The following is a 26746-nucleotide window of genomic DNA, read 5'->3' on the forward strand; positions in this document are numbered from 1 at the left end:
ATGCACGGGGCGCAGAAGCTGTTCGGCTGGTGGTCCGGGCCGGGGCGGGACGGTACGGAGCAGCCAGGGGCCTCGGCGCGTTTCCGGGCCCGTAGATCACACCGGCAGTACGGCCTCCAGCGCCGCCACCAGCTCCGCGGCCTCCGGCTCCGTGCGGGGGCGGAAGCGGCCGACGATCTCGCCCGTGGGGGCGATCAGGAACTTCTCGAAGTTCCACTGGATGTCGCCCGCCTCGCCCGCGGCGTCCGGGGCCGCCGTCAGCACGTCGTACAGCGGGTGCCGGTCCTCGCCGTTCACCTCCAGCTTCTCGAAGAGCGGGAAGCTGACCCCGTACGTCGCCGAGCAGAACGTGGCGATCTCCTCGGCCGTGCCGGGCTCCTGCCCCATGAACTGGTTGCACGGGAAGCCCGCGACCGTGAAGCCGCGCTCCGCGTACTGCCGCTGCAGCCGCTCCAGGCCCTCGTACTGCGGGGTCAGTCCGCACTTGGACGCGACGTTGACCGCGAGTATGGCCTTGCCCTGGTAGTCGGCCAGGGACGCGGGCTCGCCGGCCAGCGTGCGCAGCCCGATGTCGTAGATACCCACCTCGTCAGGTCCTCCCTCTCACCGTGTTCTACTTCGATACATGAGACTCGACGATCTCGATGAGCGGATCGTACGCGCCCTCGCCGAGGACGCCCGCCGCTCCTACGCCGACATCGGCGCCGAGGTCGGCCTGTCGGCCCCCGCCGTCAAGCGGCGCGTGGACCGGCTGCGCGACTCCGGCGCCATCACCGGCTTCACGGTGAAGGTCGACCCGGCCGCGCTGGGCTGGTCCACGGAGGCGTTCGTGGAGGTCTACTGCCGGCGCAAGACCTCCCCGGAGGACATCCACGACGCCCTGATCCGCTATCCCGAGGTCACGGCCGCGTCCACCGTCACCGGGGAGGCGGACGCGGTGATCCAGGTGTTCGCCTCCGACGTCCGGCACTTCGAACGGGTGCTGGAGAAGATCGCCGGGGAGCCCTTCGTGGAGCGTACGAAATCGGTACTGGTGCTTTCCCCGCTGCTCAGGCGGTACAGCTCGGGCGCACCGGCGTAAAAGCGGCCCCGCGGCGCAACGAATCGCCGCCCGGGCCGCGAAAGACGCAACGAACCGGGGGTCCGGTGCAAAAGAGCGGTCTTGGCCGCCGCCCCCGCGGGCACGTACCGTCGATCACGTCCCCCCGTCGCGTCCCACCTGCGAGGTTCCATGCTGCCCGTGCGCACAGCGCTGTACCAGGGCCCCAGCGGCGTTCCCCGGAGCATCCCGGAGAACCTCGCCGCCCTCGACAGCGCCGCCCGCACGGCCGCCGCCGGCGGAGCGCGGCTGCTGCTCACCCCGGAGCTCTGGCTGACCGGCTACGCCCTCGGTGACCGCGTCCCCGACGCGGCCGAGCCGGCCGACGGCCCGGGCGCGCGCGCCGTCGCCGCGATCGCCGCCGAGCACGGCCTGGCGATCGCCTACGGCTACCCCGAGCGCGCCGGCGACGTGATCCACAACTCGGTCCAGCTGATCGCCCCCGACGGCACCCGCCTCGCGAACTACCGCAAGACCCACCTCTTCGGCGACTTCGAGACCAAGCACTTCACCCCCGGCGACACCCTCGTCGTCCAGGCCGACTACGCGGGCCTCAGGCTCGGGCTGCTGATCTGCTACGACGTCGAGTTCCCGGAGGCCGTACGGGCCCACGCGCTGGCCGGTACGGAGCTGCTGCTGGCCCCCACCGCCCTGATGCGGCCCTACGAGATCGTGCCGAACACGATCATCCCGGCCCGCGCCTGGGAGAACCAGCTCTACCTCGCCTACGCCAACCGCTCCGGCCCCGAGGGCGGCTTCCACTTCGCCGGGCTCAGCTGCCTGGCCGCCCCCGACGGCACCGTCCGCGCCCGCGCCGGGCTCGGCGAGGACCTCGTCCTGGCCGACGTCGACCCGGGGCTGCTCGCCGCCTCCCGGGCCGAGAACACCTATCTCGGCGACCGCCGGCCCGAGCTCTACGGCCCGCTCGCCTGACCCCTCCCCGCACGTCCGCACACCTCGTCTGCTCACGGAGAACCACGCCATGACGTCCACGCTGCCCACGGCCGTCCACCCCGCCGGTGAAGAGACCCCCGTCAAGCCGATCACGATGTTCGGCCCGGACTTCCCCTTCGCCTACGACGACCACCTCGCCCACCCGGCGGGCCTCGGCCAGATACCCGCGACCGGGCACGGCACCGAGGTCGCCGTCATCGGCGGCGGGCTGTCCGGCATCGTCGCGGCGTACGAGCTGATGAAGATGGGCCTGAAGCCCGTCGTGTACGAGGCCGACAAGATCGGCGGCCGGCTGCGCACGGTCGGCTTCGACGGCTGCGGCGACGAGCTGACCGCCGAGATGGGCGCGATGCGCTTCCCGCCGTCCTCCACGGCGCTGCAGCACTACATCGACCTCGTGGGCCTGGAGACCAAGCCCTTCCCGAACCCCCTGGCGCCCGACACCCCCTCCACCGTCGTGGACCTCAAGGGCGAGTCGCACTACGCCGAGACGGTCGACGACCTCCCGCAGGTCTACCGAGACGTCGCCGAGGCGTGGAACGCGTGCCTGGAGGAGGGCGCCGACTTCTCCGACATGAACCAGGCCATCCGCGAGCGCGACGCGAAGCGCATCCGCGAGATCTGGGGCAAGCTCGTCGAGAAGCTCGACAACCAGACCTTCTACGGCTTCCTCTGCGACTCCGAGTCCTTCAAGTCCTTCCGCCACCGGGAGATCTTCGGCCAGGTCGGCTTCGGTACGGGCGGCTGGGACACCGACTTCCCGAACTCCATCCTGGAGATCCTGCGGGTCGTCTACACCGAGGCCGACGACCACCACCGCGGCATCGTCGGCGGCAGCCAGCAGCTGCCGCTGCGGCTGTGGGAGCGCGAGCCCGGCAAGATCGTGCACTGGGCGCAGGGCACCTCGCTGGCCTCCCTGCACGAGGGCGGGCAGCCGCGCCCCGCGGTCACCCGGCTGAACCGGACCGCCGGCAACGGGATCACGGTCACCGACGCGTCCGGCCGGATCCGGACGTACCAGGCGGCCATCTTCACGGCCCAGTCGTGGATGCTGCTGTCGAAGATCGACTGCGACGACGAGCTGCTGCCGATCGACCACTGGACGGCCGTGGAGCGGACCCACTACATGGAGTCGTCGAAGCTCTTCGTGCCCGTCGACCGGCCGTTCTGGCTGGACAAGGACGAGGAGACGGGGCGCGACGTCATGTCGATGACCCTGACCGACCGGATGACCCGCGGCACGTACCTGCTGGACGACGGCCCGGACAAGCCGGCCGTGATCTGCCTGTCGTACACCTGGTGCGACGACAGCCTGAAGTGGCTGCCGCTGTCCGCGAACGAGCGGCTGGAGGTCATGCTGAAGTCGCTGCGGGAGATCTATCCCAAGGTCGACATCCGCAAGCACATCATCGGCGACCCGGTCACGGTGTCCTGGGAGAACGAGCCCTACTTCATGGGCGCGTTCAAGGCCAACCTGCCCGGCCACTACCGCTACCAGCGGCGCCTGTTCACCCACTTCATGCAGGACCGGCTGCCCGCCGACAAGCGCGGCCTGTTCCTCGCGGGCGACGACATCTCCTGGACGGCCGGCTGGGCCGAGGGCGCCATCCAGACCGCGATCAACGCGGTCTGGGGCGTGATGCACCAGCTCGGCGGCGCCACCGACCCGTCGAACCCGGGCCCCGGCGATCTGTACGACGAGATCGCGCCGGTGGAGCTGCCGGAGGACTGAGCGCCCGGAAACCGCTTTCACGAAGTGCCCCGCACCCCCTGGACGGGTGCGGGGCACCGTCGTACTCTCACACGGTCCCGTCCATGAACGGCGTTCACATATGGGAGCGTTGAGATGTGGGGTAGAGCTCTGGCCGCGGCGGTCTGTGCCGCCGCGCTGATCCTGCCGGGCGCCGCGGCCTCCGGCGCCGAGCCCGTCGACCCGGGGGTGCCGAAGGCGCCGCGGACCGTCGTCATCGACGGCGCCCGGCTGCAGCAGGCCAAGGTACGGCTCGCGCTCGGCGACCCCGGGCTGCGCGCGGCGCGCGACGCCCTGGTCGCGCAGGCCGGTCCGTGGCTGGCGGAGGGGCCGTGGACGGTCGTCGACAAGCCCCGGCCCGCGCCCAGCGGCGACCCGCACGACTATCTGAGCCAGGCCCCCTACTGGTGGCCCAGCCAGACCCCCACCACCGACAACCCGTGGGGCTGCCCGTACGTCCAGCGCGACGGCGTGCGCAACCCCGAGGTCGACACCGGCACCGACCGGCCGGAGCTGGGCAAGCTGGTCAAGGCGGTGCAGACGCTCACCCTGGCCTGGTACTACACCGGCGAGGAGGCGTACGCACGGCATGCCGCCCTGCTGCTGCGGACCTGGTTCACGGACCCGGACACGGCGATGAACCCGAACCTGGACCACGCGCAGTTCATCCCCTGCCGGTACACCGGGCGGGCCATCGGCATCATCGACTTCTCGCAGATGTACACCAGCGTGCTGGACGCCGTGGCGATCCTGCAGACCGGCGCACCCGGCTGGACCGCCGAGGACGCGGCGGCGATGCGGCAGTGGAACTCCGACTTCCTCGACTGGCTGCTGACCAGCGACTTCGGCAAGGAGGAGGCCGCGGCGAAGAACAACCACGGCACCTTCCACGATATGCAGGTCGCCGCCCTCGCCCTGGCCGTGGACCGGCCCGCGCTGGCCCGCCAGGTGGTCCTGGACGCCGCCGCCAAGCGGATCGACCCGCAGATCGCCGCCGACGGCGCCCAGCCCGGCGAGCTGAGCCGCACCCGCAGCTGGCACTACTCCAGCTTCAACCTGATGGCCTTCGCCCGCCTCGCGGACATCGGCCGGCACGTCGGCGTGGACCTGTGGCGGTACGAAGGACCCCAGGGCCAGAGCCTGTTCGACGCGGTGGACTATCTGCTGCCCGCCGCGACCGGCGCCGCGCCCTGGACGCACCCGGAGCTGGACTTCCACGCGTACGCCGCGACGGACGTGATCCACGCGGCGGCCGACGCGGGCGATCCGGCCGCCCGTGCCGCCGTACCGCTGCTCCAGGCGCCGCCGGGCGGCGATCTGTGGGCGCTGCGGCCGGCGGCCGAGCAGCTGTACTCGACGGCGGGGTGAGGCCGGGGGCCGGTGAGGCGGCTACCGCTGCCCCGGCACCCGCAGCGGCGTCAGCAGGCAGCGGCTGACCAGGCCCGTGCTCTGGCTCAGCCGCTGCGCGAACTCCCCGTACACCTCGGGCAGTCCGCGCAGCGGCCACAGCGCCCGCGCCGTCGCCCAGGCGCCGTCGCGGGCCTTGTCCAGGCTCCACACGCCCAGCAGATGGGTCAGCGGATCCGCGACGTCCAGCAGATCGGGGCCGGGCATCAGCTCCTCGCGGATCCGCTCCTCCAGCCGGTCCAGGATGTCGCCGACCCGGTCGAAGTCGCTCCGCACGTCCGCGGGGTCGAGGCCGAGCGCCGAGCAGACGGAGACGAGCGACAGCGGCAGGTCGTGCGAGACGTGCGCGTTGATGCCCGCCAGCGCGAACTGCAGCGGATGGATGCCGCCATGGCCCCGCGACTGCAGCAGCGGACGCCAGCACGCGGGTGGCCGCCGGTCCGCGGCGGCGTCCGCGACCGCCGCCAGATAGCGCTCCGCGAAGTCCGCCGCCAGCTGCGCCGACGCCCGGTCGTCCGCGAAGGCGCCCGCGGCGGCCTGGGCCGCGACCTCCTCCGCAACCCGCAGGTACACCCCGTTGAACACGGCCACCCCGTCCGCCGGCGGCAGCCCGGCGCCCAGCTCGCGCATCCGCGCCACCACCGCGTCCAGCGCGGGAGGCCGCTCCACAGACGTCATGCGCGCCACCATGGCAGGCGGCGGGCGGCCCGGTCATCACCCGGACGGGTGGCGTGTACGGCGCCCGGACGACAGGCCCGGCGCACGCCCGGCGACGGGCCCCGGGAATGCGGACGGTGACCCCCGTGTTCCACCCCGTGCAAGCGCGGGGCCCGCTCCCCGCCCGCGTGATCCGGCCCACAGTCGGGATTCGGACCTTCGCGGGCGTGGCAGACTGGACCCGTACCAGTGACAACGCAAGCGCACTCCGGGGTCGGTGAAAGTCCGAACCGGCGGTTACAGTCCGCGACCCGTCCGCAGCCAGCGGCCGGTTGACCAGGTGAAACTCCTGGACCGACGGTTAAAGTCCGGATGGGAGGCAGTGCGCGGCGGGATGCCACAGGTGCGCCGCCGCTGCGGGCCGTCGGACATGACGGCTGCCGCCCCCGGCGTCGTTCCTGGTGTTTCCCGCTTCCTACGTCGGTTTCCCCGACAGCCCCGGAGTCCTTGCCCGCAGCGGCAGGAGGACCCGGTGGCCACCACCCTTGAGGCAGCGGCGATGCGCCGCGCCGTCACCCTCGCCGCCCAGGGCCTCGGCCACACCAGCCCCAACCCCGTCGTCGGCTGCGTCGTCCTCGACGCCGCCGGACACATCGCGGGCGAGGGCTACCACCAGCGCGCCGGCGGCCCCCACGCCGAGGTCCACGCCCTCGCCGCGGCGGGGGAGCGGGCCCGCGGCGGCACCGCCGTCGTGACCCTGGAGCCCTGCAACCACACCGGCCGCACCGGACCCTGCGCCCGGGCGCTGATCGACGCCGGAATCGCCCGCGTCGTGTACGCCGTCGCCGACCCGGTCCCCGGCCACACCGGAGGCGCGCGCACCCTCGCCGCCGCCGGGGTCGACGTGGAGGGCGGACTGCTCGCCGCCGAGGCCGCCGCCGGGAACGAGGCGTGGCTGACCGCCGTACCGCGCCGCCGTCCCTTCGTGCTGTGGAAGTACGCCGCCACCCTCGACGGCCGCAGCGCCGCCGCCGACGGCACCAGTCGCTGGATCACCTCCCCCGAGGCCCGCGCCGACGTGCACCGGCTGCGCGCCGAGGCGGACGCGGTGGTCGTGGGCGCCGGGACGGCCCGTACCGACGACCCGCAGCTCGCCGCACGCGGACTGGCGGGCGAGGTCACCCAGCCGCTGCGCGTCGTCGTCGACACGAACGGCACCGCCGTGGGGCCCGGCGCCCGCATCCTCGACGACGTCGCCCCCACGCTCCTGGCCGTCGCCCACGACGCCGACACCGCCCTCCCGGCCGACGTGCTGCGCCTGCCGCGCGCCGCGTCCGGCCGCGGGCTCGACCTCCCCGCCCTGCTCACCGCCCTGTACGAGCGCGGTGTGCGCTCCGTACTGCTGGAGGGCGGCCCCACCCTCGCCGGCGCGTTCCTCGCCGCCGGCGCCGTCGACAAGGTCGTCGGCTACGTCGCCCCCGTGCTGCTCGGCGCGGGCCCGCACGCCCTTGCCGACGCCGGAATCACCACGATCGGCGACGCGTTGCGCCTGCGCGTCACCGACGTCGCCCGGCTCGGCCCCGATCTGCGTATCACCGCTGTTCCTGCCACCATCCCCGCCCCTGAGGAGAACTGACGTGTTCACCGGCATCGTGGAAGAACTGGGCGAGGTCGTCGCCGTCGAAGAGCTCGGCGACTCCTCCCGCTTCAAGCTCCGCGGCCCCGTCGTCACGGACGGCGCCAAGCACGGCGACTCCATCGCCGTCAACGGCGTCTGCCTGACGGTGGTCGACTTCGACGCCGACTGGTTCACCGCGGACGTGATGGCGGAGACCCTCGAGCGCTCCAGCCTCGGCGACCTCGCCCCCGGCTCCCGCGTCAACCTCGAACGCCCCACGCAGATCGGCGGCCGGCTCGGCGGCCACCTCGTGCAGGGCCACGTCGACGCCACCGGCACGGTCGTCGACCGCAAGCCCTCCGAGAACTGGACCGTCGTCAAGGTCTCGCTGCCGCCGCACCTCTCCCGGTACGTCGTGGAGAAGGGCTCCATCACCGTCGACGGCATCAGCCTCACCGTGGTCGACGCCGGCGACGACTACTTCACCGTCAGCCTCATCCCCACCACGCTCGCCCTGACCACCCTCGGCTTCAAGCAGCCGGGGGAGCGGGTCAACCTCGAGATCGACGTCATCGCCAAGTACGTCGAGCGGATGCTCGGCGCTACCGGACAGACCGCGGACACCGCCAAGGAGACCGTCAAGTGAGCGCCCTCGACTGGCTGAACAGCACCGCCTTCACGGCGTTCGACCAGAAGATCATCTGGTCCGACTTCGCGGGCAACCTGCTGGGCCTCGCCGCCCTCGCCCTCGGCTGGCGGCGCTCGGTCGTCGTCTGGCCGGCGCAGCTGCTCTCCGGGCTGATACTCGTGGCCGCGTACTGGCACGCCCACCTCAGCGGCGGCGTCGGCAAGCAGCTGCTCGTCATCGGCGTCTCCCTGTGGGGCTGGCTGCAGTGGCAGCGCGGCCGCCGCGACGACGGCGAGATCAAGGTCCGCTTCGCCACCTGGCGCGAGCGCGCCTGGCTGGTCGCGGGCGGCGCCGTCGGCACCGTCGCCCTCGCCCTGGTCTTCAAGGCCAACCCGGACCTGTCGTGGGACCCCTGGCCGGACGCGTACATCTTCGTCGGCAGCGTCGTGGCGATGGTGGCCATGGCCCGCGGCTGGGTCGAGTTCTGGTTCGCCTGGCTGGCGGTCGACGCGGTCGGCGTGCCGCTGGCCTTCAACGGCGGACTCGCCTTCTCCGCCTTCGTCTACATCGTGTACGGCGTGCTCGTCCTGCTGGGCCTCCGGTCCTGGTGGATCCAGAGCCGCCCCGCCCGCCCCGTCACGGGCGGCCCCGCTCTGGAAGGAGCCACCGCATGAGCACCGCCGTGCAGCCCGCGAGCGATCTGACGCTGGACACCATCGAGCGGGCGGTCGCCGAGATCGCCGCCGGGCGTCCCGTGGTCGTGGTCGACGACGAGAACCGGGAGAACGAGGGCGACCTGATCGCCGCCGCCGAGCTCGTCACGCCCGAGATCGTGGCGTTCATGATGCGCGAGTGCAGCGGTCTGATCTGCGCGCCCATGGAGGGCGCGGTCCTCGACCGGCTCGGTCTGCCGCAGATGGTCGACGACAACACCGAGTCGATGCGCACCGCGTTCACCGTCACCGTCGACGCCGCCCCGCGCCACGGGGTGGGCACCGGGATCTCGGCCGCCGACCGCGCGATCACCCTCGGCCTGCTCGCCGACCCGGCCGCCGAGGCGTCCGACTTCGTCCGCCCCGGCCACATCTTCCCGCTGCGCGCCCGCGAGGGCGGCGTGCTCGCCCGCCCCGGCCACACCGAGGCCGGCGTGGACCTGGCCCGGCTCGCGGGGCTGGCGCCCGCCGCCGCGATCGTGGAGATCGCGGGGGAGAAGGGCGAGATGCTGCGGCTGCCGGAGCTGGTGGCCTTCGCCCGCCGGCACGAGCTGGCCATCGTGTCCATCGCCGACCTGATCGAGTACCGCCGTGCCACCGAGACCCCGGCTCCGCCGGCGCCCGTCGCCGACCCCGAGCCGGTCGTCCGGCGCGAGGCGGAGACCCGGCTGCCCACCGCGCACGGCACCTTCCGCGCGTACGGCTACCGCGCCTTCGACGGCGTCGAGCACATCGCGCTGGTCGCCGGGGACGTGCGCGGCGGTGAGGACGTGCTGGTCCGGATGCACTCCGAGTGCCTCACCGGCGACGTCTTCGGCTCCGAGCGCTGCGACTGCGGCCCCCAGCTGCGCGAGTCGCTGCGCCAGGTCGCCGAGGCGGGCCGCGGCGTCGTGATCTACCTGCGCGGGCACGAGGGGCGCGGCATCGGGCTGCTGTCCAAGCTGCGCGCGTACGAGCTGCAGGAGCGCGGCCGCGACACCCTGGACGCCAACCTCGAACTCGGCCTGCCCGCCGACGCCCGCGACTACGCCGCCGGCGCCGCGATGCTGCGCGACCTGGGCGTGCACGGCGTACGGCTGCTGACCAACAACCCCGACAAGGGCGAGGCCCTGGAGCGCCACGGCGTGCGCGTCGTGACCCGCGAGGCCGTGCCGGCCGGCGCGGGCGAGCACAACCTGCGCTACCTCCGCACCAAGCGGGACCGCATGGGCCACGATCTGCCCTGGCTGGACGCCGAGCCCCTCTCGGCGTGCGGCAACCAGTAACACACTCATCTCGTACAGCGCGACCAGAAGGAGAGCCGTGAGCGGCAAGGGTGCCCCCGAACTGACCGTGAAGAACTGCCAGGACCTGCGCGTCGCCGTGATCGCCGCCCAGTGGCACGAGCAGGTGATGGACGGCCTGGTGAACGGCGCCATGCGGGCGCTGCACGAGCTCGGCATCGACGAGCCGACGCTGCTGCGCGTGCCCGGCAGCTTCGAGCTGCCGGTCGTCGCCAAGGTGCTGGCCGGCCGGGGTTACGACGCGATCGTGGCGCTCGGCGTCGTCATCCGCGGCGGCACCCCGCACTTCGACTACGTGTGCCAGGGCGTGACCGTCGGCCTCACCCAGGTCTCCGTCGAGACGGGCGTCCCCGTCGGCTTCGGCGTCCTCACCTGTGACGACGAGGAGCAGGCGCTGGCCCGCGCCGGTCTGGAGGGCTCCACCGAGGACAAGGGCCACGAGGCGGTCACCGCCGCCGTCTCCACCGCGGCCACCCTGCGTTCGGTATCCGAACCGTGGCGGTGAGCACACCCCCGTACCCCGTAAGCTGACTTCCACCATGGCCAACAAGACGTTCGAGGAGCTCTTCGCGGAGCTCGAGAAGAAGGCCGCCTCCGGCGACCCGGCGACCTCCCGCACCGCCCAGCTCGTGGAGCAGGGCGTGCACGCCATCGGCAAGAAGGTCGTCGAGGAGGCGGCCGAGGTGTGGATGGCCGCCGAGTACGAGGGCGCCGACCGCACCGCCGAGGAGATCTCGCAGCTGCTGTACCACCTGCAGGTGATGATGGTCGCCCGGGGCATCTCCCTGGACGACGTGTACGCCCATCTGTGAGCGGACCGCCGTGCGCGGCCCGCTCGAGCCGGCCGCTGTGAGAAGCCCGCACCTCCCCGCGTGACACCACCCCACCGATCGAAGAGAAGGAAGCCGTCACCATGCTGCGCATCGCCGTTCCGAACAAGGGTTCACTCTCCGAGCCTGCGTCGGCGATGCTCCATGAGGCCGGCTACCGCCAGCGCAAGGACCGCCGCGAGCTGGTGCTGGTCGACGCGGCCAACAACGTCGAGTTCTTCTTCCTGCGGCCGCGCGACATCGCCGTGTACGTCGGCTCCGGCAAGCTCGACATCGGCATCACCGGCCGGGATCTGCTGCTGGACTCCGGGGCGAACGCCGAGGAGATCATGCAGCTCGGCTTCGGCGGCTCCACGTTCCGCTACGCCACCCGCCCGGGCACGGCCACGGACGTGACGCAGTTCGGCGGGATGACGGTCGCCACCTCGTTCTCGGGGCTGGTCTCCAAGCACCTCGCCGACAACGGCGTCGACGCCGCCGTCGTCCACCTGGACGGGGCCGTCGAGACCGCGATCCAGCTGGGAGTCGCCGAGATCATCGCCGACGTGGTGGAGACCGGGACCACGCTCCGCCAGGCCGGGCTGGAGATCATCGGCGACCCGATCCTGAAGTCGGAGGCCGTCGTCATCCGCCGCTCCGGCGCGGACGCCGCGGAGCCGAAGGTGCAGCAGTTCCTGCGCCGGATGCAGGGCGTCCTGGTGGCCCGGGAGTACGTGATGATGGACTACGACTGCCGCGCCGAGCACCTCGAGAAGGCCGTCGCCCTCACCCCGGGCCTGGAGTCCCCCACCGTCTCCCCGCTGCACCACGAGGGCTGGGTGGCCGTGCGCTCCATGGTCCCCGCCGTCGAGGCGCAGCAGATCATGGACGAGCTGTACGAACTGGGCGCACGGGCGATCCTCACCACGAACATCCACGCCTGCCGCCTGTGAGCACCCTCCCGTGAGTGACGCGATACCCATGAACACCGAGCCGCCCGCCCTCCCGGTCACCTTCCGGCCCACCCGCACCCGTGTCGTCCTGCTGACGGCCGGGGCGGCGGCCTGCGCGATGATCTCCGGGGTCAGCTTCCTGCTGCCGCTGGGCCCGGGGGAGCGGGCGAGCTTCCTCCTCACCGGCCTGCTCATCCTGGGCGTGCTGACGCTGCTCAGCCGCCCGCACGTCACCGCAGACGCCGAGGGCGTCACGGTCACCAACCTGACCAACCGGCGCCGGCTGGCCTGGGCGGAGATCCTGCGGGTCAACCTGCGTCCCGGCGATCCGTGGGTGACCCTGGACCTGTCCGACGGCACGAGCCTGCCCGTGATGGGCATCCAGCCCGGCATCGCCAAGCAGCGCGCCATCGCCGACGCCCGCGCCCTGCGGGCGCTGGCGGAGTCCCGCGGTACCGGGCGCGACCAGTAGGCCCCGGCGGGGGGCCGGTGTGCGCGGCTCACCCGTACGCCCCTGCCCGATCGGGCCCGGTCTTGATTACCCTGTTGTCCAGCGGTGTCCCCACGCGCCGCGGCACACGCTGCCACCTCCGACTCGAGGAGTGACCCCCGCAAGCCGATGGACGGTCCGTCCGGTAGTACCAGCGCCGCCTCCCACGACGAGGCGGCGACATGATCACTTCCCTTCTGCTGCTCGCCGCGGCCTTCGCTCTGATCCTGGCCAACGGGTTCTTCGTCGCGGCCGAATTCGGTCTCGTCACGGTCGAGCGGCCCCAGGCCGAGCGTGCCGCCGCCGCGGGCGACCGCCGCGCCCGTACGGTCGTCAAGTCCCTGCGCGAGCTGTCCTTCCAGCTCTCCGGCACCCAGCTCGGCATCACCATCACCTCCCTCGTCGTCGGCATGCTCGCCGAGCCCTCGCTCGCCCGGCTGCTGCGCGGCCCGCTCACGGCGACGGGGCTGCCGGACGGGGCCGTCCCGGGGACGGCCATCGTGCTGGGCGTGTTCATCGCCTCCGCGGTGCAGATGGTCATCGGCGAGCTGGTGCCCAAGAACTGGGCGGTCTCCCGGCCGATGCAGGTGGCCCGTTTCGTGGCCGGCCCGCAGCACGCCTTCGCCCGCTTCTTCCGCCCCCTGATCACCCTGCTCAACTCGGCCGCCAACCGCGTCGTGCGGCTGCTCGGCGTCGAGCCGACCGAGGAGCTGGCCTCGGCCCGCACCCCCGGCGAACTCGTCTCGCTCGCCCGGCACTCGGCGCAGGCCGGCGCCATCGAGGAGGACACGGCCGACCTGTTCGTCCGTACGCTCTCGCTCGGTGAGCTCACCGCGCAGCACGTGATGACGCCGCGGGTGCGGGTCAGCGCGCTGCAGACGGACGCCACCGCCGCCGACGTCCTCAACCTCACCCGGGCGACCGGGCTGTCCCGCTTCCCGGTCTACCGGGACCGGCTGGACGAGGTGGTCGGCATGGTGCATCTGAAGGACGCGCTCGCCGTGCCCGTCCACGAGCGCATCCGCGTCCCCGCCGGACGGATCGCCCGGCCGCCGCTGCTGGTGCCCGAGACGATGCCCGTACAGCCGCTGCTGGAGCGGCTGCGCAGCGAGCAGCCGATCGCCGTCGTGGTCGACGAGTACGGCGGTACGGCCGGCGTCGTGACGCTGGAGGACATCGTGGAGGAGCTCGTCGGCGAGGTCCGCGACGAGCACGACCGCGAGACCGACGGCGTCCCCGACCTGCGCCAGGCCCCGCTCTGCGAGGACGGCAGCCCCGCCTGGGACGCCGACGGAGGCTGCCGCGTCGACCTGCTGCGGCGCATCGGCCTCGTCGTCCCCGACGGCCCCTACGAGACGGTCGCGGGTCTGGTGGCCGACCTGCTGGGCAGAATCCCCGTACCGGGCGACACGGCCGCCGTACCGGGAGCGCCCGGCTGGCGGCTGTCGGTGCGCCAGGTGGGCCACCACCGTGCGGAGCTCGTACGGATCGTCCGTACCAAGGCCGCCGGGGCGAGTGACGGAGGGCCGCTGACATGAGTGTGCTGCAGCTGGTCTTCGCCCTGGTCCTGGTGCTGGCCAACGGGTTCTTCGTGGGCGCGGAGTTCGCCCTGGTGTCGGTGCGGCGCAGCCAGATCGAACCGGCGGCCGCCGCCGGTTCCTCGCGTGCCCGGCGGGTGCTGTACGGGCTGGAGCATCTGCCGCAGATGATGGCGGCGGCCCAGTTCGGCATCACGGTGTGCTCGCTGACGCTGGGCGCGGTGGCGGAACCGACCGTCGCGCGGCTGCTGGAGCCGGTGTTCCACGCGGTGCACCTGCCGCAGGGGCTGATCCATCCGCTGAGCTTCCTGATAGCGCTGACCGCGGTGGTGTGCCTGCATCTGGTGATCGGCGAGATGGTGCCGAAGAACCTCGCCATGGCGGCGCCCGAGAAGACGGCGCTGTGGTTCTCGCCGGGGCTGGTCGCCTTCGAGCGGCTGACGCGGCCGGCGACGGCGTTCCTCGCGGCGTGCGCCAAGCTCGTCCTGCGGCTGTTCCGGGTGGAGCCCAAGGACGAGGTTGCGGCCGTCTACACCAGCGAGCAGCTCACCGACCTCATCGACGACTCGCGGCAGGCGGGCCTGCTCGACGAGGGCGAGCAGGAGCGGCTCGAGGACGCGCTGGAGCTGGGCAGCCGCCCGGTGACGGACGTCCTGCTGGCGCCCGCGTCGCTGGTCACCGTGGTCCCGTCGGTGACCCCGCAGCAGGTGGAGCAGCTCACCGTGCGTACCGGGTACTCCCGTTTCCCGGTCGTCGGTCCGGGCGACGCCTTCATGGGCTATCTGCACGTCAAGGACGTGCTGGAGCTGGAGGAGCAGGACCGGCCGGTGCCGCAGCACGTGTGGCGTCCGATGACCGTGCTCTCCGCGGAGCTGCCGCTGGACGACGCGCTGACCACGATGCGGCGGTCGGGGTCCCACCTCGCGGCCGTGGCGGCGCCCGGCGGGCGGGTGCAGGGGCTCGTCGCCCTGGAGGACGTGCTTGAGATGCTCGTCGGCGAGGTCAAGGACCCGGCGCATGTGAAGGCGCCGACCCCGCGCGTCCCGCGCACGGGCGGTGAGCCGGAAGCGCTGCCGCAGCCGGTGCGGGCGGGCTTGTGAATCCCTGACCCCGCGCGGCCCGCGATCCCCTACGATCACCGCATGTCGCAGGAGATCGGGATCGCGGGCCGCGCGCAGGTGACGGGCCTCGCGACCGCGCTGGCCCGGGCGTTCGTGGACGACCCGGTCTGGTCGTACGTCTTCCCGGACGAGGAGGCACGCCGCGGCCGGATCCTCGCGCGGGTGTTCTCGGCGCAGCTGCGGTACTTCCATCTGCGCCACGGCGCCTGCGACTACACGGCCGACGGCACCGGCCGCGTCGTGGCCGGCGCGCTGTGGAACCCGCCGGGGACGTGGCGCACGTCCCTGTGGGACGACGTGGTCTCGCTGCCGGCCGCAGTCCGCGCGGCGGGCCGCCACCTCGCGCGGGGCTTCGCGGTGATCCGCGCGATGGAGAAGGTCCACCCGGACGAACCGCACTGGTACCTCGCGGTGATCGGCACCGACCCGGACGTCCGCGGCACGGGCCACGGTGCGGCCCTGATCACCGCCCGTCTCACCGAAGCCGACGCCTCGGGGCTCCCGGTCTACCTGGAGTCGAGCAACCCGTCGAACGTCCCGTACTACGAACGCTTCGGCTTTCGCGTGACGGGCGAGGTACGCCCCGGCCGGGGCGCCCCCACCCTGCACACGATGCAGCGGCCGGTCGGCGGCTGAGCGGTCCGGCCCGCGCCTCCGCAGGGGACCGCACCACTAGTCCAGCGGCATCTCGTCCTCCGGCCCCCGCCCCGACAGGATCTCCCCGTACGCCTGCATGAGGTCGGCCAGGCGCAGCGTGGACAGGTCCTGGCGGGTGGGGACCGCGGCGTAGCCGCTGAGGCGGAGGTCGCGGTAGGCGCAGGTCTTCTCGTACAGGGTGCGCAGGAAGCGGCCGTTGCCCAGTTCGTCTATCCAGCCCTGGTCGACGACGTGGCCGCAGATCGAGCGGAGCTCCTCCAGCGACTCCTCGTCCCAGACGTCGCCGTGCTGCGCGGCGAGCGTCTCGCCGATCGCCCGGAGTTCCAGGGGGCGGTAGGAGGGGAAGTCGACCCGGGTGGTGAAACGGGAGCTGAGGCCGGGGTTCGCGGCCAGCAGGCGGTCCATGCCCTCGGGGTAGCCGGCAAGGATGACCACGAGCCGGTCGCGGTTGTCCTCCGCCCGCTTCAGCAGCACCTGCAGCGCCTCGTCGCCGTACGCGTCGCCCTTGCTGTAGCCGACGCCCGCGAGGCTGTACGCCTCGTCGATGAACAGCACGCCGCCCAGGGCCGAGTCGATCAGCTCGTTGGCCTTCACGGCGGTCTGGCCGAGGAACTCGCCCACCAGGTCGGCCCGTCCGGCCTCGACGAGGTGGTCGCTGCCCAGCAGGCCCAGCGCGTAGAAGACCCGGCCGAGGATGCGGGCGACCGTGGTCTTGCCCGTACCCGACGGGCCGGAGAAGACGAAGTGGCGCTTCGGCGGCTGCACCGGAAGGCCCTGGCCGGCCCGCAGCCGCGCCATGTTGAGCTGCGCGGACAGCGCCCGCACCTGCCGCTTCACCGGCTCGAGGCCCACCATCGCGTCCAGCTCGGACAGCGCCCGCGCGAGCAGCGCGGGATCGGACGGTCCCGCCGGGAGCGCGGGATCCGGCGTACGGGTGGACCCCCGGCCGCGTTCGCGCACCGCGTCCGCGTCCACCGGGGCGGAGGCGCCGAGGTCCGTGTCGTCGTCCAGGCCCAGCAGCGGATCCAGTCCGTCCCCCGGCCCGTCCCCGAAGTCCTGTCCGAGCTCCGCGTCCCGCCCCAGCACGGCGTCCAGCCCGGACCCGGCGAGCGACACCGCCGGCATCCCCGGCAGCGAGTCGATCCCGTCGTCCTCCGCGATCGCGGTGATCCGTGCGGCGGTGTCCATGAACGTCGGATCGACGCGGTGCACGGCCCGGTAGAGGGGGAGCGCGGCCGCGCTGCGGCCCGTGCCCTCGTACGCCCGGCCCAGCCAGTAGCGCAGCTCCTTGCGCTGCGGCTGCTCGCTGCGGCACCGCATCAGTGCCCGCGCGAGCAGCGGCGCCGCCTGCCCGTACATCTCCAGCCGCACCCGCGCCATGCCCGCGAAGAGCGACGCCTCGATGCCCAGCAGCGGATCCTCCAGCAGCGGTCCCGTGTGGCGTACCAGCTGCTCCCAGTCCTTCACCAGATAGGCCCGGCACGCGTGCAGGAACCGCACCTGCGGATCGGCGTCCACCGGCGGGCACTCCGCCAGCGCCTGGTCCAGCTCCGCCACATGCCGGCCGTCCAGCCAGTGCGAGGCGTGTGCCAGCAGCAGATCGCGGTCGGAGTCGAGCACGGGCTGCACCCACCAGCCCAGCCAGTACCAGGAGTTCAGCGGCCGTCCGTGCCGCTCGCGCTGCTCGCCGAAGCGCTCCCGGTGCCGGAACATCCGCAGCAGGGCGGTCGCGGTGTCGGCGCGCAGCGCGTGCAGCCCCAGCCAGCCGTCCGCCATGCCCGGGTCCAGCCGCACCGCCGTACGGAACTCCTCCTCGGCCCGGTTGTAGGCACCCACCGTGTACGCGTCGACCGCGCGCAGCCAGGCGAGATCGGCCGGGGCATGCGAGCCCTCCGTGCCGCGATCCATCACGTGCCCCCCAACCGTTCCCCCGGAGAATGCCGTCGCGCAGGCCAACGCGCCTGATAGCGAAGGGGAGTTACTGAGATGCCGACCCGTGCATCGTACCCGTGACATACGCACGTACCGAAGAGTTCGTTCACGCACCGCATCCGGATCGCGGTCTCGTGACGGTGGGTGACCGAACGCCGTGCGGACAGGACGAAGCCCCCGGTCACGGGGGAACAACCGGGGGCTTCGCGCTCGTGGTGCCGGCCCGTCGGACCCGCACATTGAGAACGTAAGACCTGTGCGGCCATCGGGTCAAGCCGAGTTGGCAGACTGCCCGGGAGCGTCCGCTTGCTGACCTACCAGTCAGTTCGCAAACGGTCACCGAGCGTGAGATACGGGCCTGTTCACCCCCCGGCGGAAGGCCCCGGCAGCACCGTGTACCCCGTCTCTCCCTGCAGTACCAGCGCATCGGCGTACGGGCGTGAGGGATCGGCCGCGAAGTGGCGTTGCTCACCCAGCTCCCACTCCCGCCAGAACGAGGCCAGCTCCCGCCCGTCCCGCCGCCGGCCGCGCGCCCAGGACTCGCGGGCGGGCAACTCCATCCACAGCAGGCGCGCCAGCGCGGGCCGCACCGACCGGCGTCCGGCACCCACCCCCTCCAGCAGCACCACCGGCGCGGGCTCGACCGCCCGCCGCTCCGTGAAGGCGCGCCGCGTCCAGTCGTACACGTCGTACGCGCCCGGGCGGCCCTCGGCGAGCGGCCGCAGCACCTGCTCGCGCAGCCGCCGCGTCCAGCCGAAGAAGTCCTCGTGGGTGGCCAGATCGTCGAGGTGGACGACCGGCGCCCCGTCCAGGCGGTCCGCGAGCCGGGCGGCGAACGTGCTCTTCCCCGACCCGGCGTGTCCGTCGACGGCGACCAGCCGGACCGCCCCCAGGGACGGGGGCAGGGCCCGCAGCTCCCGGGCGAGCGCCGCCAGTCGGGGGCATTCGGAGTGGTTCATCCAGGTCAGCCTACGGTGCTCCCCGCAGCCTCCCAGGTCACGCCACTGGTCCACACCAATATTTGAGCCCGGTAAGGCTGGCCGAAAACGCTGCCCAAGGTGAATAGTTGCGTGCACACGTTCGTACCCCACGTTCCTCCGGACCGTCCTCTGGGAGTCGCGCATGCCCGGAACCGCCTCTCGGCGCACTGTTCTCGCCGCCGCCCTCGCCGTCGCCGCGGGCGCGGCCGCCGCCCCGTCCGCCGCGGCGAGCGGCACCCCCGAGACCGCGCTGAACCCGCTCGTCGACTACCACGGCTGGGCCACCGTCCCCGCCTGGCTGAGCGGTACGGACCAGGGCACCCGGCTCGTCGCCGGGGTGCGGCCGGGCATAGCGATCGGCAGGGCCCAGGGCAGCACCGACTACACCGACCCGCACACCGGGGTCACCGCCGCGTACGAGTACGCCACCTGGACCTCGCCCGTCCACCGGCTGTCGGTACCCGCCACCGAGGTCGTCGCCTCCTGGAACGCGCGCACCCCGGCCGGCACCTGGATCCAGATCGAGCTGCAGGGCACGTACAACGACGGCACCGCCACCCCCTGGTTCATGATGGGCCGCTGGGCCGCCGGTGACGCCGACATCAAGCGCACCTCGCTGGACGACCAGACCGACGGCAAGGCGAGCATCTGGACGGACACGTTCTCCGTCGACGACGCGTCCACCGGGCTGCGGCTGGTCGACTACCGGCTGCGCGTCACCCTCTACCGCCGTCCCGGCAGCGACGCCACCCCCGTCGTGTGGCGCGTCGGGGCCATGGGCTCCGACGTACCGGACCGCTTCGAGGTGCCGGCCTCCGAGCCGCGCGTGGCCCGGGAACTGCTCGTCCCGCGCTTCTCGCAGAACATCCACGCCGGTCAGTACCCGGAGTTCGACAACGGCGGCGAGGCGTGGTGCAGCCCCACGTCGTCGCAGATGATCATCGAGTACTGGGGCCGCACGGCCACCGCCGAGGACCTCGCCTGGGTCAACCCCGAGTACGCCGACCCGCAGGTCTGCCAGGCGGCCCGGATGACCTTCGACCACCAGTACGACGGCTGCGGCAACTGGCCGTTCAACACCGCCTACGCCGCCACGTACCGGAACATGCACGGCGTCGTCACCCGGCTCGGCTCGCTGACCGAGGCGGAGATCCTGATCAAGGCGGGCATCCCGCTGATCACCTCCCAGTCCTTCCTCGCCACCGAGCTCGACGGCGCCGGCTACGGCACCTCCGGCCATCTGATGACCGTCGTCGGCTTCACCGCCGAGGGCGACGTCATCGCCAACGACCCCGCCAGCTCCAGCGACGAGGCCGTGCGCAACGTCTACAAGCGCCGGCAGTTCGAGAACATCTGGCTGCGCACCAAGCGCTACAACGCCGCCGGCCAGATCCGCTCCGGCACCGGCGGCATCTGCTACGTCCTGTGGGGCTCCGAGATCACCCCGTTCCAGCGCGCCGCGCTCGCCGCGGTCGGCATCCGCTGAGCGCACCACTTCGTAAACCGTCCTACCTGGAGTACGCCATGTCCCGAACCCCCTCCCGGCGCACAGTGCTCACCGCCGCCCTCGCGGCGGCGGCCGGCGCCGCGGTCTCCCCGGCGTTCGCCTCCGCCCGGACCGGCGCGAGTGCCCTGTCCGCGGGCTCGAACGTCGACTACCACGGCTGGTCCACGGCCGCCGGCTTCGCCACCGGCACCGCCGCGGGCACCACCGTCACGGGCACCCGCCCCGGCCTGGCGATCGCCGCCCCGGCCGGCACCGCGGACTACACCGACCCGCACACCGGGGTCACCGCCGCGTACGAGTACGCCACCTGGACCTCGCCGGTCCACACCCTGGCCGTGCCCGCGACCGAGGCCGTCGCCTCCTGGAACGCGGCGACCCCGGCCGGCACCTGGATCCAGATCGAGCTGCAGGGCACCTACAGCGACGGCACCGCCACCCCGTGGTTCGTGATGGGCCGCTGGGCCGGCGGCGACGCGGACATCAAGCGCACCAGCGTGGACGGACAGGGCGACGGCAAGGCGAGCATCTGGACCGACACGTTCGCCGTCGACGACGCGGCGTCGGGCCTGCGGCTGGTCTCGTACCAGCTGCGCCTGACCCTGTACCGCAAGGCGGGCGGCGGGGCCACGCCGGTCGTCTGGCGGATCGGCGCGATGGGCTCGGACGTCCCGGACCGCTTCGAGGTGCCGGCGAGCACGCCGGCCGTGGCCCGCGAGCTGGCCGTGCCGAGCTACTCGCAGACCGTCCACGACGGCGACTACAAGGAGTTCGACGGCGGCGGCGAGGCGTGGTGCAGCCCCACGTCGTCGCAGATGATCATCGAGTACTGGGGCCGCAAGCCCACGGCCGAGGACCTGGCCTGGGTCGATCTGCAGAAAAAGAAGAAGCACATCGACCCCCAGGTCGACCACGCCGCCCGCTTCACCTACGACTACCAGTACGAGGGCTGCGGCAACTGGCCGTTCAACACGGCGTACGCCTCGACGTACCGCGAGATGAACGGCGTCGTGACGCGGCTGAACTCCCTCAGCGAGGCCGAGATCCTCGTCGGCGCGGGCATCCCGCTCATCACCTCGCAGTCCTTCATCGAGGAGGAGCTGACGGGCGCCGGCTACGGCACCTCGGGCCATCTGATGACGGTCGTCGGCTTCACCGCCGAGGGCGACGTCATCGCCAACGACCCGGCGAACTCCCCGACGGACGCGGCGGTCCGCAAGGTCTACAAGCGCCGCGAGTGGGAGAACATCTGGCTGCGCACCAAGCGCTACAACGACAAGGGCGAGGTCCGCTCCGGCACGGGCGGCGTCTGCTACGTCCTGTGGGGCTCGGAGATCACCGCGGACCAGCGCGCGGCCCTGGCCGCGGTCGGGATCGTCTGACCGTCGCCATCGTCTGACGGCTCCGAAGGCCCCTGCGCGGACCAGCCGCGCAGGGGCCTTCGCGTTGCCCGGCGGGGGATCAGGTCAGCCGGACCCGGATCCGCTGCGGGGCGCCGTACGAACCGCTGAGGTCGCCGAAGACGAGCCTCAGCGTGGCGCCCGGCGTCGCCGAGGCGACCGTGGACGGCTTGCTGAGGACCTCGGCGACCTGCTTCTCCCAGACCACCTCCAGCGAGCGGGCCTGCCGCGACGGGTCCGAGACCACGACGGTCGCCGTGCCGTCGCGGTGCTCGCGGACCAGGACCGACGCGGGAGCGGACGCCGTGAGCTTGCCGACCGTGCCCGGCGCCCAGAAGTTGACCGCCGTCAGACCGAGCCGGGGCACCCGGACGCCCTGCTGCGCGGCGCTGTTGGCGAGGAGCTGCAGCCAGCCCGCGTCCGCCGCCCGCAGGGCCGTCGTGCGCGCGCTCGCGCCGGGCAGCATGACGTACGCGTAGCCCGCGTCCGCCGGGTCCGTGCCGTGGTCGGTGTACAGGGTGAGGTAGCGGCGGGTGACCGGGTCCGTGGGGCCGCCCGTGTTGATCGAGCGCCAGGTGCCCGTACGCTCCTCGCGTACCGCGCCGAGCCGGATGCCCTGCGGGAAGAGGTAGCCCGCCTGGCCCGCGACGTGCGCCCAGCGCGCGCCCGAGAAGGTCTCCCGCCACCCCTGACCGGACGGCTGCACCCGCCCGTCGACCGTGAGCGCGGGCTCGCCCGACGTGCCCAGCGCGCGGTTGTCGACCGTCGTCTCCACCGGGTAGCCGTCCGCGGAGGCGATGCCCGCGCCCAGGCAGACGATCGCGTCGTCCAGCCAGAACCACGACTTGCGGGCGCTCATCGTCGACGCGATGCCCTTCAGGTGCTGCCCCGTCGCCCCGAACTCGCCGTCCGTCGTACCGCCCACCCACGCCGCGTCGGGCATCGGCTGACCCCAGTTGCCGCCCTCGCCGTCCGCGAGGGGCTTGCGGGAGGCGGTGATGCCGGGCAGCCGGTACGGGTCGACGGTCGGCCAGTACGCGTCGGAGTACTGCTCGAGCCCGAAGTCGTCGCCGTACCACTGCAGCCAGCCGGCACCCGTGTGGTAGCCGCGGGCGTGCTCGCCGTTGCCGAACTCGTAGTGGGCGATGCGGTTCGAGGCCATCGACACCGCGGCGCACCAGCCAGGGCGGCGGTGCGTGACCCGGTCCATGTGGTGGAACAGCCGGTGCTCGACGGGCTCCGGGGCCGGCTTGACGCTCGTGTCGTCCAGCAGGGACTGCAGCAGCGAGGCGCGCACCAGGCTGAGGCCCGGGTTCCGCAGCGGCGGGTAGAAGTAGTCGCGCTGCATCCAGCCCTTGACCATCGCCCGCCAGCGGGCGTTCTCCGTCTCGCTCGCGCCCTGCCCGATCAGCACGATCGTCGCCAGCAGCGCGTGTGCGCGGGTGTGCTCGGACGTGCCGTACCGGCTGATGCCGCGGGACGAGACGTTGTCCATCATCAGGCCGTTGTAGACGAAGGGAGCTATCGCCTTGTCGACCGTGTCGAGGAAGAGCTGGGCGTCCGGGGAGTCCACCGGCCAGGACGAGCCGCGCAGCAGCGCCATCAGCCGGCCGACGCCGTCGTGCAGGACGGAGCCGTAGCCGCCGATGTAGGGCACGTTGCGGTGCTGGACGAACGAGCCGTCCGCGTAGAAGCCGTCGCTGCTCGTCACGTACGGGAAGACCGGGTCGAGGGCGGCCGTCGCCCGGGCGACGCGGTCCGCGTTCTCGCCCACGAGGGAGCGGAGGATCACACTGCGGCACAGGTCGACGCGGTTGGCGCCGGTGCTGGTGCCCGTGTACGAGTCGAAGACGGAGTCCGGGACGAAGTGGTCGACGGCGCGGCAGTACGCGGCGATCTGCTCGGGGGTGAGGTGGTCGTACACGAGCACGCAGGTGTCCATCAGCGCCTGCGGGCCGCCTATCTGCCAGTTCCACCAGTTGCCGTAGCGGGTCTGGGTGTCGTTGTAGACCTGGGCGTTGACGTGGTCCAGGCCGGTGAGGACGGCCTGCAGCACGGCCGGGTCGCCGGTCAGCCCGGTGCCCGGCTGGGCCCAGGCCTGGGCCATGGTGCTGAGCCGGTTGTAGCTGTCGTTCATCTTCGCCGAGAAGGCGTACGACTCGGCGTCGAGGTCCGGCTCCGGGTCGAGCCACACGGCGTCGGGCCACAGCGACCCCTGGGCCGGGGCCATGGCGGCGAGGTGGCCCCGGGCGGCGGTGCCGAGGTTCGTGAGCAGCGTGCGGAACGGCTCGGCGGTGGGGCTGAAGCCCGTACCGAGCACGAGGTCGCGCCACTTGGCGCGCAGCGCGGCGAACTCCTCGCTCGCGGCCGTGCTGTCGGCGGCGCGGGCCGGCACCGCGGCGGCGGCGGTGGCGCCGAGGGCGAGGGCGGTGCCTCCTGCCGCCTGGAGGAAGGAGCGGCGGCGCAGGGGAGACGGCATGGGCGGACCTACCTTTGCGGGCGGGCGACGGGCGTGAGGTGGAGCTGACCGGACGGTTCCGCAAGCGCTTACTGCGCGTCAAGGGAGAAGCGTCGACCGGTCAGTTTTCGGTCAGTTACGGGGCGGCCGGGCCGTCGTCCGCTGGGGGGCGGCTGGGCCGTCGTCCGTTACGAGGCGTATGGGCCGTCGTCCGCCGGCGCCGCCCCGCAGGACTCCCGGATGGCAAGCGTGGGCAGCCACTCGACGGCCGACTGCTCGACCCCCGGGTCCTCCAGCCGGCGAGCGAGCACGCGTACCGCCGTCTCCCCGACGGTGAAGTTCGCCGGGCACACCGCGGTGAGCGGCACGTCGGCGAGCGCGGCGATCTCGTCGTTGTGGCATACGAGGGCGAAGTCGTGCGGCACGCGCACGCCGTGGGCGGGCAGGCGCTGCAGCAGGTTCACCGCGTCGATGTCCGTGTGCACGAGCGCGGCCCGCACGCCCTGTGCCGTGATCAGCTCCAGCAGCCGGTCCACGTGGTGGTCGAAGTCCTCGAACTGCCCCAGCACCCCGTCCGTTCCGGGCGAGATGTCGTCGTCGGGCAGCCCGAGCGCACGCACCGCGGCCGCGTACCCCTCGCGCAGGGCGGGCCGCGTGTGCGTGTGCCGGGCCAGCAGCGCGATCCGCCGGTGCCCGAGCCCGGCCAGATGGCGTACGGCGAGGGCGGCGCCGCCCGCGTGGTCGGAGGCCACCCGGTCGAACAGGCCGTCGGGCAGCCCGAGGGGGATGCGGCGCTCCACGAGCACCGCCGGCACGGGCAGCTCCGCGTAGCGCGCGGCCTGCGGCGCGGTGGGGCCGTCGACGCCCCAACTGGGGGTGAGGAGCAGCCCGTCGGCGCCCGCCTTCAGCAGGGTCGCGATCTGGGCCAGATCCCGCCCGGGGGAGTAGTCGGTGATGCCGACGAGCAGCCGCGCCCCGATCCCGGCGGCAGCCTGCCGCGCACCGGCGACGACGTCCCGGTAGAAGTAGTCGGCCACGGGGACGACCATCCCCAGCACGAGCCCGCTCGGCGCGCCCGGCCCGGCCCGCCGGGCGAGCCGCGCGTCGCGTGCGTTGAGCGGCGCGGTCGGCCAGGTCACCGAACCGTGCAGACGCCGCACCCGCCCCACCCCGGCGAGCGCGGCGACGTCGCGGCGGGCGGTCTCGACGGAGACGCCGAGCTCGGCGGCGAGTTCGACGACGCGCACGCTACCGCGCTCGCGAACGATACGCAGGAGCCGGCGATGCCGCACCTCAACGGCCTCACGCACGCCAACCCCCGCACACGCCGCCACCCCCGGCGGCGGTGCCCGCCCGGTACGGATGACATCGACCCACACCGGCCCCGCCACGGTGCTGCGCCGACGCGGCATGCCCGCCGCCACTCGCCTCGGCCCCTCCACACATGCCCGCATCGTCGCACCCCGGGGTACGGCCCCCCGCACGGGGTCCGAGCACTCGGCGCGAGCGCGACGCCACTCTGCGCAGGGGCTCCGCCCTGGGCAGCACGGGGGCTGAGCCCCCGGGGCGTTCGCCCGCACGCCTTTCCCGGTGCGGTGGCGTTCTGTGTGGGGCCGACGGGTGGTGGCTCTGCTGTGTGTGTGGGCGGGCCGTGTGCGGTTCGCCAGCGTGCCCTTGGGGGTGTGGTGGCGTTCTGTGTGGAGCCGGCGGGTGGTGGCTCTGCTCTGGGGGTGTGGGGGCGGAGCCGCGTGGGGCTTTGCTGCCCTACGCCCGCCGCGGTGCGGTGGCGTTCTGTGTGGCGCCGACGGGCGGCTGCTCTGCTGCGGGGGTGTGGGCGCGGGGCCGTGTGCGGTTCGCCCACGTGCCCTTGGCGGTGCGGTGGCGTTCTACGGGGCTGGCGGGCGGCTGCTCTGCTGCGGGGGTGTGGGGGCGGAGCCGCGTGCGGTTCGCCCGCGTGCCCTCCGCGGTGCGGTGACTTCTGCGCGAAGCCCACGCGTAGCCGATCCGCCTCGGGGAGCGTGAGCCGGAGCCACATGCGTTCGCCGCCGCGCCCTCCGTGGTGCGTTGCGGCTCTGGGCGGACCCCGCGTGCTCCGGCTCTGCCTGGTGAGCGTGAGGGCGGAGCCATGTGTGCTTCGCCCGCCTGCCGCGCCGGGCGGCCGGCGGCTGCGCCAGGGCGAGCCCTCCGTGGTGCGGTGCTGGTCTGGGTGGAGCCCGCGCGCGGTGGCTCCGCCCTGGGGAGGGTGAGGTCGAGCCACGTGCGGTTCGCCTCCGTGCCCTCCGTGGTGCGTTGGGCTCTGGGTGGAGCCCGCGTGCAGCGGCTCTGCCTGGTGAGCGTGGGGGCGGAGCCATGTGCGCTTCGCCCGCCTGCCGCGCCGGGCGGCCGGCGGCTGCGCCAGGGCGAGCCCTCCGTGGTGCGGTGCCGGTCTGCGTGAAGCCCGCGCGCGGTGGCTCCGCCCCGGGGGCATGAGCCACGTGGCGCTTCGCCCCGGAGTGCTGGGCGTTGCCCAACCGCGGGGCGCCGTGGCCGTGCGAGGGCGGGGCGGTGCCCCGGGGGGCCGCGCCGCGGCTGGCTGGAGGTGCCGCAGCCCCGCACCTAACCCTTCGCCTCCACGTGCCCCGTCGCGAACCCCGAAGTCCGGTTGCGTGCCCCCAGGCCAGAGACCCCCGCCGACGCCCGGGCCAAAGGCCCCCCGCCGGAGGCGCCCCGTGCACGGCCGGCTGGCGGAGCGGGCCCGGGCCGAGGGCAGCCGCGTCCTGGTCGTCGCACCACCGGCCGCGGCGTACGGCACGACG

At 73.1% G+C, this 26746-nt stretch carries 23 protein-coding genes and 1 riboswitch; of the genes, 17 read left to right on the forward strand and 6 right to left on the reverse strand.

Annotated elements, in window-relative coordinates; all coding sequences use genetic code 11:
- Positions 1–96: 96 nt before the first annotated feature.
- Positions 97–585, reverse strand: a complete 489-nt coding sequence (locus tag AB0M28_RS31695; protein WP_365412655.1) for a glutathione peroxidase — start codon at positions 583–585, stop codon at positions 97–99.
- Positions 586–625: 40 nt separating this feature from the next.
- Here AB0M28_RS31695 and AB0M28_RS31700 point away from each other — a divergent pair, with 40 nt between their 5' ends.
- The 4 genes from AB0M28_RS31700 to AB0M28_RS31715 all read left to right on the forward strand — a co-directional run bounded on the left by AB0M28_RS31700 (position 626) and on the right by AB0M28_RS31715 (position 5171).
- Positions 626–1081 (forward strand): Lrp/AsnC family transcriptional regulator, encoded by a 456-nt coding sequence (locus tag AB0M28_RS31700; protein WP_365412657.1) that lies wholly within the window; start codon positions 626–628, stop codon positions 1079–1081.
- 150 nt (positions 1082–1231) lie between these two features.
- The gene (locus AB0M28_RS31705) at positions 1232–2032 is read left to right on the forward strand and encodes a carbon-nitrogen hydrolase family protein (RefSeq protein ID WP_365412659.1); all 801 of its coding nucleotides are present in this window, start codon (positions 1232–1234) and stop codon (positions 2030–2032) included.
- Positions 2033–2081: 49 nt separating this feature from the next.
- Positions 2082–3785 carry an NAD(P)/FAD-dependent oxidoreductase gene (locus AB0M28_RS31710; RefSeq protein ID WP_365412661.1) on the forward strand — a complete coding sequence of 568 codons (1704 nt, stop codon included), beginning with the start codon at positions 2082–2084 and terminating at the stop codon, positions 3783–3785.
- 114 nt (positions 3786–3899) lie between these two features.
- The gene (locus AB0M28_RS31715) at positions 3900–5171 is read left to right on the forward strand and encodes an alginate lyase family protein (RefSeq protein WP_365412663.1); all 1272 of its coding nucleotides are present in this window, start codon (positions 3900–3902) and stop codon (positions 5169–5171) included.
- 21 nt (positions 5172–5192) lie between these two features.
- Here AB0M28_RS31715 and AB0M28_RS31720 read toward each other — a convergent pair whose 3' ends face one another.
- Positions 5193–5888, reverse strand: a complete 696-nt coding sequence (locus tag AB0M28_RS31720; RefSeq protein ID WP_365412665.1) for a DUF5995 family protein — start codon at positions 5886–5888, stop codon at positions 5193–5195.
- Positions 5889–6126: 238 nt separating this feature from the next.
- Positions 6127–6257, forward strand: a riboswitch (FMN riboswitch).
- 142 nt (positions 6258–6399) lie between these two features.
- Between AB0M28_RS31720 and ribD the strand changes: the two genes are divergently transcribed.
- From ribD to AB0M28_RS31775, 11 genes are all read left to right on the forward strand, one after another.
- Positions 6400–7503 (forward strand): bifunctional diaminohydroxyphosphoribosylaminopyrimidine deaminase/5-amino-6-(5-phosphoribosylamino)uracil reductase RibD, encoded by a 1104-nt coding sequence (gene ribD / locus AB0M28_RS31725; protein WP_365412667.1) that lies wholly within the window; start codon positions 6400–6402, stop codon positions 7501–7503.
- A 1-nt stretch (position 7504) separates the two neighbouring features.
- Positions 7505–8131 carry a riboflavin synthase gene (locus tag AB0M28_RS31730; RefSeq protein ID WP_365412668.1) on the forward strand — a complete coding sequence of 209 codons (627 nt, stop codon included), beginning with the start codon at positions 7505–7507 and terminating at the stop codon, positions 8129–8131.
- Positions 8128–8787, forward strand: coding sequence for a nicotinamide riboside transporter PnuC (gene pnuC, locus AB0M28_RS31735; RefSeq protein ID WP_365412670.1), 660 nt, complete (start codon positions 8128–8130; stop codon positions 8785–8787). The genes AB0M28_RS31730 and pnuC overlap by 4 nt, the downstream gene beginning before the upstream one ends.
- Positions 8784–10091 (forward strand): bifunctional 3,4-dihydroxy-2-butanone-4-phosphate synthase/GTP cyclohydrolase II, encoded by a 1308-nt coding sequence (locus AB0M28_RS31740; RefSeq protein WP_365412672.1) that lies wholly within the window; start codon positions 8784–8786, stop codon positions 10089–10091. The genes pnuC and AB0M28_RS31740 overlap by 4 nt, the downstream gene beginning before the upstream one ends.
- A 37-nt stretch (positions 10092–10128) precedes the next feature.
- The gene (gene ribH / locus AB0M28_RS31745; RefSeq protein ID WP_365412674.1) at positions 10129–10614 is read left to right on the forward strand and encodes a 6,7-dimethyl-8-ribityllumazine synthase; all 486 of its coding nucleotides are present in this window, start codon (positions 10129–10131) and stop codon (positions 10612–10614) included.
- A 34-nt stretch (positions 10615–10648) separates the two neighbouring features.
- Positions 10649–10921 (forward strand): phosphoribosyl-ATP diphosphatase, encoded by a 273-nt coding sequence (locus AB0M28_RS31750; RefSeq protein WP_365412676.1) that lies wholly within the window; start codon positions 10649–10651, stop codon positions 10919–10921.
- Positions 10922–11022: 101 nt separating this feature from the next.
- Entirely contained in the window at positions 11023–11871 is an 849-nt protein-coding gene (gene hisG / locus AB0M28_RS31755) for an ATP phosphoribosyltransferase (RefSeq protein ID WP_365412678.1), read from the forward strand.
- Positions 11872–11899: 28 nt separating this feature from the next.
- A complete protein-coding gene (locus AB0M28_RS31760) occupies positions 11900–12343 on the forward strand; it encodes a PH domain-containing protein (RefSeq protein ID WP_365412696.1) in 444 nt (147 codons plus the stop codon).
- Positions 12344–12543: 200 nt separating this feature from the next.
- A complete protein-coding gene (locus AB0M28_RS31765) occupies positions 12544–13899 on the forward strand; it encodes a hemolysin family protein (protein ID WP_365412680.1) in 1356 nt (451 codons plus the stop codon).
- Positions 13896–14999 (forward strand): hemolysin family protein, encoded by a 1104-nt coding sequence (locus AB0M28_RS31770; protein ID WP_365412682.1) that lies wholly within the window; start codon positions 13896–13898, stop codon positions 14997–14999. Before AB0M28_RS31765 ends, AB0M28_RS31770 begins: the two co-directional genes overlap by 4 nt.
- Positions 15000–15041: 42 nt before the next feature.
- Positions 15042–15656 carry a GNAT family N-acetyltransferase gene (locus tag AB0M28_RS31775; protein WP_365412684.1) on the forward strand — a complete coding sequence of 205 codons (615 nt, stop codon included), beginning with the start codon at positions 15042–15044 and terminating at the stop codon, positions 15654–15656.
- A gap of 36 nt (positions 15657–15692) precedes the next feature.
- Here AB0M28_RS31775 and AB0M28_RS31780 read toward each other — a convergent pair whose 3' ends face one another.
- Positions 15693–17585: an AAA family ATPase gene (locus tag AB0M28_RS31780; RefSeq protein WP_365412686.1), complete on the reverse strand. Its 1893-nt coding sequence runs from the start codon at positions 17583–17585 to the stop codon at positions 15693–15695.
- A gap of 386 nt (positions 17586–17971) precedes the next feature.
- On the reverse strand, positions 17972–18568 hold the full coding sequence (locus AB0M28_RS31785; protein WP_365412688.1) for a hypothetical protein: 597 nt from the start codon (positions 18566–18568) through the stop codon (positions 17972–17974).
- 163 nt (positions 18569–18731) lie between these two features.
- Between AB0M28_RS31785 and AB0M28_RS31790 the strand changes: the two genes are divergently transcribed.
- Both AB0M28_RS31790 and AB0M28_RS31795 read left to right on the forward strand, forming a co-directional pair.
- Complete coding sequence (locus AB0M28_RS31790; RefSeq protein WP_365412690.1) at positions 18732–20075, forward strand: peptidase C39 family protein; 1344 nt, start codon at positions 18732–18734, stop codon at positions 20073–20075.
- Positions 20076–20113: 38 nt separating this feature from the next.
- The gene (locus tag AB0M28_RS31795) at positions 20114–21475 is read left to right on the forward strand and encodes a peptidase C39 family protein (protein WP_365412692.1); all 1362 of its coding nucleotides are present in this window, start codon (positions 20114–20116) and stop codon (positions 21473–21475) included.
- A gap of 79 nt (positions 21476–21554) precedes the next feature.
- Here the strand turns inward: AB0M28_RS31795 and AB0M28_RS31800 are convergent, their stop codons facing one another.
- On the reverse strand, positions 21555–23972 hold the full coding sequence (locus AB0M28_RS31800) for a polysaccharide lyase 8 family protein (protein WP_365412694.1): 2418 nt from the start codon (positions 23970–23972) through the stop codon (positions 21555–21557).
- A 167-nt stretch (positions 23973–24139) separates the two neighbouring features.
- Positions 24140–25285, reverse strand: a complete 1146-nt coding sequence (locus AB0M28_RS31805) for a substrate-binding domain-containing protein (RefSeq protein WP_365412698.1) — start codon at positions 25283–25285, stop codon at positions 24140–24142.
- Positions 25286–26746: the final 1461 nt, after the last annotated feature.

Origin of the sequence: Streptomyces sp. NPDC051940 (assembly GCF_040680895.1) — a bacterium.
Taxonomy (GTDB): domain Bacteria; phylum Actinomycetota; class Actinomycetes; order Streptomycetales; family Streptomycetaceae; genus Streptomyces.

Excerpts from the sequence above, each read along its gene's own strand:
- AB0M28_RS31765 (WP_365412680.1), top strand. The coding sequence starts at position 12,544 with ATGATCACTTCCCTTCTGCTGCTCGCCGCGGCCTTCGCTCTGATCCTG.
- hisG (WP_365412678.1), top strand. The coding sequence starts at position 11,023 with ATGCTGCGCATCGCCGTTCCGAACAAGGGTTCACTCTCCGAGCCTGCG.
- AB0M28_RS31780 (WP_365412686.1), bottom strand. The coding sequence starts at position 17,585 with ATGGATCGCGGCACGGAGGGCTCGCATGCCCCGGCCGATCTCGCCTGG.
- AB0M28_RS31775 (WP_365412684.1), top strand. The coding sequence starts at position 15,042 with ATGTCGCAGGAGATCGGGATCGCGGGCCGCGCGCAGGTGACGGGCCTC.
- AB0M28_RS31800 (WP_365412694.1), bottom strand. The coding sequence starts at position 23,972 with ATGCCGTCTCCCCTGCGCCGCCGCTCCTTCCTCCAGGCGGCAGGAGGC.
- AB0M28_RS31795 (WP_365412692.1), top strand. The coding sequence starts at position 20,114 with ATGTCCCGAACCCCCTCCCGGCGCACAGTGCTCACCGCCGCCCTCGCG.
- AB0M28_RS31785 (WP_365412688.1), bottom strand. The coding sequence starts at position 18,568 with ATGAACCACTCCGAATGCCCCCGACTGGCGGCGCTCGCCCGGGAGCTG.
- AB0M28_RS31700 (WP_365412657.1), top strand. The coding sequence starts at position 626 with ATGAGACTCGACGATCTCGATGAGCGGATCGTACGCGCCCTCGCCGAG.
- AB0M28_RS31705 (WP_365412659.1), top strand. The coding sequence starts at position 1,232 with ATGCTGCCCGTGCGCACAGCGCTGTACCAGGGCCCCAGCGGCGTTCCC.
- AB0M28_RS31710 (WP_365412661.1), top strand. The coding sequence starts at position 2,082 with ATGACGTCCACGCTGCCCACGGCCGTCCACCCCGCCGGTGAAGAGACC.
- AB0M28_RS31750 (WP_365412676.1), top strand. The coding sequence starts at position 10,649 with ATGGCCAACAAGACGTTCGAGGAGCTCTTCGCGGAGCTCGAGAAGAAG.
- AB0M28_RS31790 (WP_365412690.1), top strand. The coding sequence starts at position 18,732 with ATGCCCGGAACCGCCTCTCGGCGCACTGTTCTCGCCGCCGCCCTCGCC.
- AB0M28_RS31740 (WP_365412672.1), top strand. The coding sequence starts at position 8,784 with ATGAGCACCGCCGTGCAGCCCGCGAGCGATCTGACGCTGGACACCATC.
- AB0M28_RS31760 (WP_365412696.1), top strand. The coding sequence starts at position 11,900 with ATGAACACCGAGCCGCCCGCCCTCCCGGTCACCTTCCGGCCCACCCGC.
- AB0M28_RS31720 (WP_365412665.1), bottom strand. The coding sequence starts at position 5,888 with ATGACGTCTGTGGAGCGGCCTCCCGCGCTGGACGCGGTGGTGGCGCGG.
- AB0M28_RS31715 (WP_365412663.1), top strand. The coding sequence starts at position 3,900 with ATGTGGGGTAGAGCTCTGGCCGCGGCGGTCTGTGCCGCCGCGCTGATC.
- AB0M28_RS31770 (WP_365412682.1), top strand. The coding sequence starts at position 13,896 with ATGAGTGTGCTGCAGCTGGTCTTCGCCCTGGTCCTGGTGCTGGCCAAC.